Origin of the sequence: Caulobacter zeae, from assembly GCF_002858925.1 — a bacterium.
GTDB lineage: Bacteria > Pseudomonadota > Alphaproteobacteria > Caulobacterales > Caulobacteraceae > Caulobacter > Caulobacter zeae.
Map to the genome: position 1 here is coordinate 175,798 of NZ_PJRS01000009.1, position 7,056 is coordinate 182,853.

The 7,056-nt window shown below is 69.9% G+C and carries 6 protein-coding genes; 4 read left to right on the forward strand and 2 right to left on the reverse strand.

Annotated features, from left to right (window positions below; genetic code table 11):
- Positions 1 to 47 precede the first annotated feature (47 nt).
- Positions 48 to 1,211, reverse strand: coding sequence for an acyl-CoA dehydrogenase family protein (locus tag SGCZBJ_RS03400; protein ID WP_101716616.1), 1,164 nt, complete (start codon positions 1,209 to 1,211; stop codon positions 48 to 50).
- A gap of 33 nt (positions 1,212 to 1,244) precedes the next feature.
- Positions 1,245 to 2,258 carry an NAD(P)/FAD-dependent oxidoreductase gene (locus SGCZBJ_RS03405; protein ID WP_101716617.1) on the reverse strand — a complete coding sequence of 338 codons (1,014 nt, stop codon included), beginning with the start codon at positions 2,256 to 2,258 and terminating at the stop codon, positions 1,245 to 1,247.
- Positions 2,259 to 2,467: 209 nt separating this feature from the next.
- On the opposite strand from SGCZBJ_RS03405, the gene SGCZBJ_RS03410 reads away from it, so the two are divergent.
- From SGCZBJ_RS03410 to SGCZBJ_RS03425, 4 genes are all read left to right on the forward strand, one after another.
- Positions 2,468 to 2,875, forward strand: coding sequence for a helix-turn-helix domain-containing protein (locus SGCZBJ_RS03410; protein WP_058350643.1), 408 nt, complete (start codon positions 2,468 to 2,470; stop codon positions 2,873 to 2,875).
- Between the two features lie 176 nt (positions 2,876 to 3,051).
- Entirely contained in the window at positions 3,052 to 6,210 is a 3,159-nt protein-coding gene (locus SGCZBJ_RS03415) for a GAF domain-containing hybrid sensor histidine kinase/response regulator (RefSeq protein ID WP_101716618.1), read from the forward strand.
- Between the two features lie 87 nt (positions 6,211 to 6,297).
- Complete coding sequence (locus SGCZBJ_RS03420; RefSeq protein WP_240621400.1) at positions 6,298 to 6,723, forward strand: DUF6491 family protein; 426 nt, start codon at positions 6,298 to 6,300, stop codon at positions 6,721 to 6,723.
- 111 nt (positions 6,724 to 6,834) lie between these two features.
- Positions 6,835 to 7,056, forward strand: a 222-nt coding sequence (locus tag SGCZBJ_RS03425) for a cation:dicarboxylate symporter family transporter (protein ID WP_133149172.1), incomplete at its 3' end; no start/stop codon positions are given.

A 7,056-nucleotide genomic window follows, 5' to 3' on the forward strand; every position in this document is an offset into this window, starting at 1 on the left:
CGCCGACGCCCGCTCCCTGCGTATCCTTGGGAGCGGGCGTCGGGGTTCTAGTAGCTCTTGGGCAGGCCCAGCACGCGCTCGGCGATGAAGTTGAGGATCATCTCCCGGCTGACCGGCGCGATGCGGGCGATCATCGCCTCGCGGAAATAGCGCTCGACGTCGTATTCCTTGGCATAGCCCATGCCGCCATGGGCCAGCACCGAGGCCTCGCAGGCGGTGAAGCCGGCTTCCGCGCCCAGATACTTGGCCGCGTTGGCCTCAGCCCCGCAATCCTTGCCGGCGTCGTAGAGGGCCGCGGCCTTGAAGGCCATCAGGTTGGCCGCTTCCAGCTCGGCCCACGACTTGGCCAGCGGATGGGCCACGCCCTGGTTCTGGCCGATCGGACGGCCGAACACCACGCGCTCCTTGGCGTAGGTCGAGGCCTTGGCCAGCGCCGCCCGCCCCAGGCCGATGGCCTCGACGGCGAACAGCACCCGCTCGGGGTTGAGGCCGTGCAGCAGATACTGGAAGCCCTTGCCCTCCTCGCCCACCAGGTCCTCCTGGGGCACGAACAGGTCCTCGATGAAGAGCATGTTACACTCGACGGCCTTGCGACCCATCTTCGGGATCGGCTTGGCCTCGATCTGCGCGCGGTCGGTATAGAACAGGCTGAGGCCCCCGGTGGGCTTGGCGCACTGGTCCTTGGGCGTGGTGCGGGCGATGATCAGGATCTTGTTGGCCCGCTGGGCGCCGGTCGTCCAGATCTTGCGACCGTTCAGGCGATAGCCGCCGTCGACCTTCTCGGCCTTGGTCTCCAGGCTGGAGGTGTCGAGACCCGAATTGGGCTCGGTGACGGCGAAGCACATCTTGTCCTCGCCCGAGATGATCCGCGGCAGCAGGCGTTCGCGCTGCTCGTCGGTCCCGAACTTCACCAGCGGCATCGGGCCGAAGATGTTGAGGTGGATGGCGCTGGCGCCGGAGAAGCCCGCGCCCGACTGGGCCACGGTCTGCATCATCACGGCCGCCTCGGTCAGGCCAAGACCTGCCCCGCCGACGCTTTCGGGCATGGCCACGCCCAGCCAGCCGCCTTCGGCTATGGCGGCGACAAATTCCTCGGGGAAGTTTCCGGTCTCGTCGGTCCGCCGCCAGTATTCGTCGTCGAAGGCGGCGCACACCTTGGCCACGCCTTCGCGGATCGCTTCCTGCTCGTCGGTCAGCCAGAAACCGGCCATGTCGTCCCTTCCCTGCGCTTGGTCGTTCTTTATCTAGCCCTCGAAACGCCGTGGATCGAAGGCGGCCGCGTCCTCTCCGGGATCGGCGTCCGTCAGATACGCCGCGACCATGTCGGCCACAAGCGGAGCGAGCAGCCAGCCGTTGCGACGAGCCCCGGCCGCCAGGATCAGCCCGGGAACCCGGCTCTTCCCCACCAGCGGCAAGCCGTCGGACGTGGAGGCGCGCACCCCGACCTCGATCACGGCCCGCGCGCCCGCCAGTTCCGGGCGCAGCGCCTCGGCGGCGATCCGCAGCGGTTCGACCACGGCCAGGTCGGGCTGACGATCGTCGCGCCCCGCCTCCATCGTCGCGCCCACCGCGGGCCTCGGGCCCGGCGCGATGTAGACGCCCTTGCCGCGCAAGACCGGGCCATCGGCCATGGCGATGTCGAGCCGCAGGATCTGGCCCTTGATCGGCGTCAGCGCCGCAAGCTCCGGCGCCAGCCCCCGGCCGCCGCCGCCCGTGGCGACCACCAGCGTGTCGAAGACCGAAACCTCGCCGTCGTCCAGGGTCGCGCGACCGTCCTCGAAGGCGACCACGCCACGGCCGTCGAATGTCGCGCCGGCCGCGATCGCGGCCTCGCGCAGGGTCGCCAGCGCCTGGCGCGCATCGAGTCGCCAGTCCTCGTCGCTGAAGAGGCCGCTCGGCGTGTGTTCGAACCGCGCGCCGGCCTCGACCAACGCCCCCTCGACCTCGGCTAGGAAGCCCGCGTCGCCCTCGATGGCCAGGCCCTCGCGATCCAGCGGGATCCCCAGGTCCTGGGCGAAGGCCGTCCAGCGCTCACGGGCTCGCCGCAGCACCGGCAGGTGACCACGCGAGACCTTGTCGAACACCGCCTCGGCCACCGGCGCCAGCATGCCGGCGGCCACGCCCGAGGCGTTCTCACCGGGCGGCGCTGGGTCGAACACCGTCACCGCGAACCCGAGTCGCGAGAGAATCAGCGCCGTCGCCGAGCCGAAAGCGCCGGCTCCGGCGATCGCGACGCGCGCGCCTGACTGCAAAATCATGGGCGGCAGACACCGCCCGGCGGCCGAAAGGTCAAGTCCGAATGCCTTTCCGTCGGCGGACCGACGCAAGGGTGCGGCATTTGTGTCGTGTTAGCGACATGCGACGTCGAGGCGAGGTGACGGAATACGATCAGCGGTCTATTCTCGACCATAAACAACCGCGCCACGTGCACCGCTACGGTCCGACCGGAGCCGAGGACGAGATCATCATGACCCAGAAGCCCACCGCCGAAGTCGCTCACCCCGTCGACATCTATGTCGGCGCCCGCATGCGGATTCGGCGCAAGGTCCTCGGCTTGAGCCAGACGCAGCTCGCCGACGCCTTGGGCATCACCTTCCAGCAGATCCAGAAGTACGAGCGCGGCGCCAATCGCATCAGCGCCAGCAAGCTGTACGACGCCGCCCGCCTGCTGCAGTCGCCGGTGTCCTACTTCTTCGACGGCCTGGAAGAGACCGACAACGGCGAGGACGACGGCGTCGCCCAGCGCATGACCCAGTTCGTGGCCACGCCGGAAGGCCTGGAACTGGCCGACCTCTTCCCCCGCCTCAACGACCGTCGCCTGCGCCGTCGCGTGGTCGACCTGGTCAAGGCGATGGTCGACGACGAGCCGGCCTGAGGCCCTCTCCCGATTTCGATCTTCCGATCGCGCGCCTCATCCCCCGTGGAGAGGCGCGTTTTCGTTTGTGGACGGCGCTTCTGCTTCAATAGGCCGCAGCGCGCGGATATCAGCGTTCAGTAGATGTGAAGGCGTATCGGGTCAGGTTATCGACCTGAGATAGCGGCGTCCCGAACATGCTCGAAACCGATCGCCTGGCGGCCCTGGCCTCCTACCGCATCCTCGACACGGCTCCCGAGCCGGCCTTCGACCGGCTGACCGGCTTCGCCGCCGAGCTGTTCGACGCGCCCATCGCCCTGATCTCGCTGGTCGACGAGCACCGGCAATGGTTCAAGTCGCGCTACGGCCTGGACGCGGAGTCCACGCCGCGCGAAATGGCCTTCTGCGCCCACGCCCTGCGCCAGGAACCGCATTCGGTGATGGTGGTCGAGGACGCCACCGCCGATCCGCGCTTTTCCGCCAATCCACTGGTCACCGGCGCGCCGGACATCCGCTTCTACGCCGGCGCCGTGCTCAGCGACCGCGACGGCCACAACCTGGGCACGCTCTGCGTCATCGACAGCGCCCCCCGTCCCCGCCCCTCCGAGGAAGACCTCGACCGCCTGCGCATGCTGGCCGACGCCGTGGTCGCCCGCATGGAAAAGGGCCGGGCCGAACGCCACATGGTCGAGCAGCGCCGCATGCTGGCCATGACCGAGGCGATCTCGGGCGTGGGCCACTGGCGCTGCGACCTCGTCAACCAGACGATCACCTGGTCGGACGAGGTCTATCGGATCTACGGCCGCGATCCTGAGACCTTCACGCCGACCTTCGAAAACTGGCTGGAGATGTACCATCCCGACGACCGCGCGGCCGCCGAGGCCAGGGCTCGCCAGGTTGTGGTCGAGCGCGCGGCGCTCGAGCACGAGCTGCGCCTGCTGCGCGCCGACGGCTCGGTCCGCCAGGGCCATTCGCGCGCCACCTGCGAACTGGACGAGGACGGCCGGGTGATCGCCGTCTTCGGCGTGCTGCGCGACATCACCGACGAGCGCGCCCTGCGCCGCAAGCTGGAAGCCAGCGAGGCCCGCGCCCGGCGGGTGATCGCCGACGCCTACCAGGCCATCGTCACCATGGACCAGGCCGGCGTGGTCACCGACTGGAACCGCTTCGCCGAACGCACCTTCGGCTGGACCGCCGCCGAAGCCCAGGGGCGGCGGCTTTCCGACCTGATCATCCCCGCCGGCCTGCGCCAGGCCCACGACGAGGGCCTGACCCAGTTCCTCGCCACCGGACGCGGCGCCGTGCTCGACCAGCGCATCGAGATCTCGGCCCAACGGCGTGACGGCGAAGTCTTTCCGGTCGAACTGGCGATCAGCGCCGCGCGCAGCGCCGACGGCTGGCAGTTCACCGCCCTGATGCACGACATCAGCGCCCGCAAGGCGCAGATGGAGGAGTTCGAGACCGCCTTCCACCACGCCTCGGTGGGCATGGCGCTGGTCACGCTCGACGGCGCCTTCAACAAGATCAACGCCGCCTTCTGCGACATCGTCGGCTACGACGAGGCGGCGATGCTGGCGACCGACTTCCAGACGATCACCTACCCCGCCGACCTCGACAAGGACCTGGCCCTGCTGGGCCAGCTGGTGGCCGGCGAGATCCCCAGCTACGGCATGGACAAGCGCTACATCCACAAGGAAGGGCGCATCGTCTGGGTGCACCTGTCGGTGTCGCTGGTCCGCGCGCCCGACGGCTCGCCCAAGCACTTCATCGCCCAGGTCCAGGACCAGACGGCCCGCGTCGAGGCCCAGGAGGCCCTGGAGCACCAGACCCTGCAACTGGCCGCCATGGCCACCCAGCTGGCCTCGGCCCGCGACGCCGCCGAGGAAGCCAACCACGCCAAGGCCGAGTTCCTGGCCAATATGAGCCACGAGCTGCGCACGCCGCTGAACGGGGTGATCGGCTTCTCGCGCCTGTTGGCCGAGAGCCCGAACCTGGCCGCCGAGGACCGCCGCCGCGCCGAGCGGGTGCGCGGGGCCGGCGAGGCCCTCAACGCCCTGATCAACGACATCCTCGACTTCTCCAAGCTCGAGGCCCGCGCCGTCACCCTCGAAAGCGCGCCCTTCGCCCTCAAGGAAATGCTGGTCGAGACCACGGCCATGGTCGAGCCCCAGGCCGACGAGCACCAGGTCGACCTGCGCATGGTCGGCGACCTCGACGGCTGGTACGTCGGCGACCGTCACCGCCTGCGCCAGATCCTGCTGAACCTGTTGTCCAACGCCGTGAAGTTCACCCGCCACGGCTCGGTGACGACACAGGTCGAGGTCCTCGGCCACGCCGATGGCCGCGCCGCCCTTCGCATCAGCGTCATCGACCAGGGCGTCGGCATCGCGCCCGACAAGCTGGACCGCCTGTTCAAGCGCTTCTCCCAGACCGACAGCTCGATCACCCGCACCTTCGGGGGCACGGGGCTTGGCCTGGCCATCTCGCGCGAACTGCTCGAGCTGATGGAGGGCCGCATCTGGGTGGAAAGCGAGCTGGGCGAAGGCTCGACCTTCGCCTTCGAGATCGAACTGCCCCTGGCCCAGACCCCGACCGCCGTCGCGCCGGTCGAGGCTTCCGGCCGGGCCGCCTTCCCCGGCCGCCGGATCCTGCTGGTCGACGACGTCGAGCTGAACCGCGAGCTGTTCAGCGAGCTGCTGGGCCGGCGCGGCTGCGTGGTCGAGACCGCCGCCGACGGCGCCCAGGCGGTGAAGGCCCTGGAGCGCTCCACCTTCGATCTGGTGCTGATGGACGTGCACATGCCGGTGATCGACGGCCTGACCGCCACCCGCGAGATACGCCGGCGCGGCCTGACCCTCTCGCCGATCGTGGCCCTGACCGCCAACGGCGCCCCCCAGCAGATCGCCGCCTGCCTCGAAGCGGGCATGGTCGGCCACCTGCTCAAGCCGCTGAGCGAGCGCGACCTCGACCAGGCCCTGGCCCTGCACCTGGCCAACGCCGCCGCCATGGGCGCCCCGGCGGTCGAGACCGACGACGAAGCCGCCGCCCGCGACGCCCTCGCCGCGGCCATGGGCGCGGCCCGGGTCGCACGGCTGGCCGACATGCTGCGCCAGCAGCTGCTCGAGCGCTTGCAGGACGAAAGCCTCGAGGCCCTTCGCGAGGACGCCCACCGCCTGGCCGGCTCGGCCGGGATCCTCGGCTTCATGCGCCTGTCGCGCGACGCCGCCGAACTGGAGACCGCCTGCATCGAGGGCCAGCCCCTGGCCGCCCCGCTGGCGCGCCTGCGCGAGGGCGTGCGCCGCGCCGTGGCCGATCTCGACGCCTGGATCGAGGACCTGTCGCGGCAGGCCGCCTGATTTCGCCGCAATCGGCCTACAAACGGCAATACAGCGGAGACCCCGTCGCGCTATAGTAGAGGCTGGTCCGATCAGGAGGCCTTCGACATGCACCGTCCCGCTCTTCTCGCCTGCGCGCTCGGCCTGGCCGCCGGCCTCGTCGCCCCGGCGCTCGCCGAAACCCCGGCTCCGGCCGCGAAGGCCAAGCCCGGCACGGCGGACCGCTGCTTCTTCGCCGACCAGATCCGCGGCTACCAGGTCGTCGACGACCGCACGCTCAATGTCGACCTTGGCCGCAAGGAAGCCTTCCAGCTGACCCTGCTGAACACGCCCTTCGACCTCGACGTCGCCAACCGCATCGGCATCAAGTCGCGCGGCGGCTCGTGGATCTGCTCGCCGCTCGACGCCTCGGTGATCGTGCCCGAGGTCACCGGCTCCTCGCGCAGCTACCGCGTTTCGGCGATGCGCAAGCTGACGCCCGAGGAATACGCCGCCGCCTGGCCCAGCGTGAAATCCAAGAAGCCCAAGTCGTAAGGCCCCTCCCGGCCACGCCCGAAAACGCTTGCCCCGCATCGCGAGGCGGCGACATCTAGAGCGTGGCCGCAGCGGCGTCGGGATCGGCGACGACGGCCGGGGAGGCCATCGATGATCCCGCAGACGACCCCCGCCGGCGCGCCGCCGCCTCGCCAGGGGCCCTGGTACACGCACCTCTACGTCCAGGTGCTGGTCGCCATCGTGGCCGGGGCGCTGATCGGTCACTTCTGGCCCAAGTTCGGGGCCGACCTGAAGCCGCTGGGCGACGCCTTCATCAAGCTGGTGAAGATGGTCATCGCCCCGGTGATCTTCCTGACCGTCGTCACCGGCATC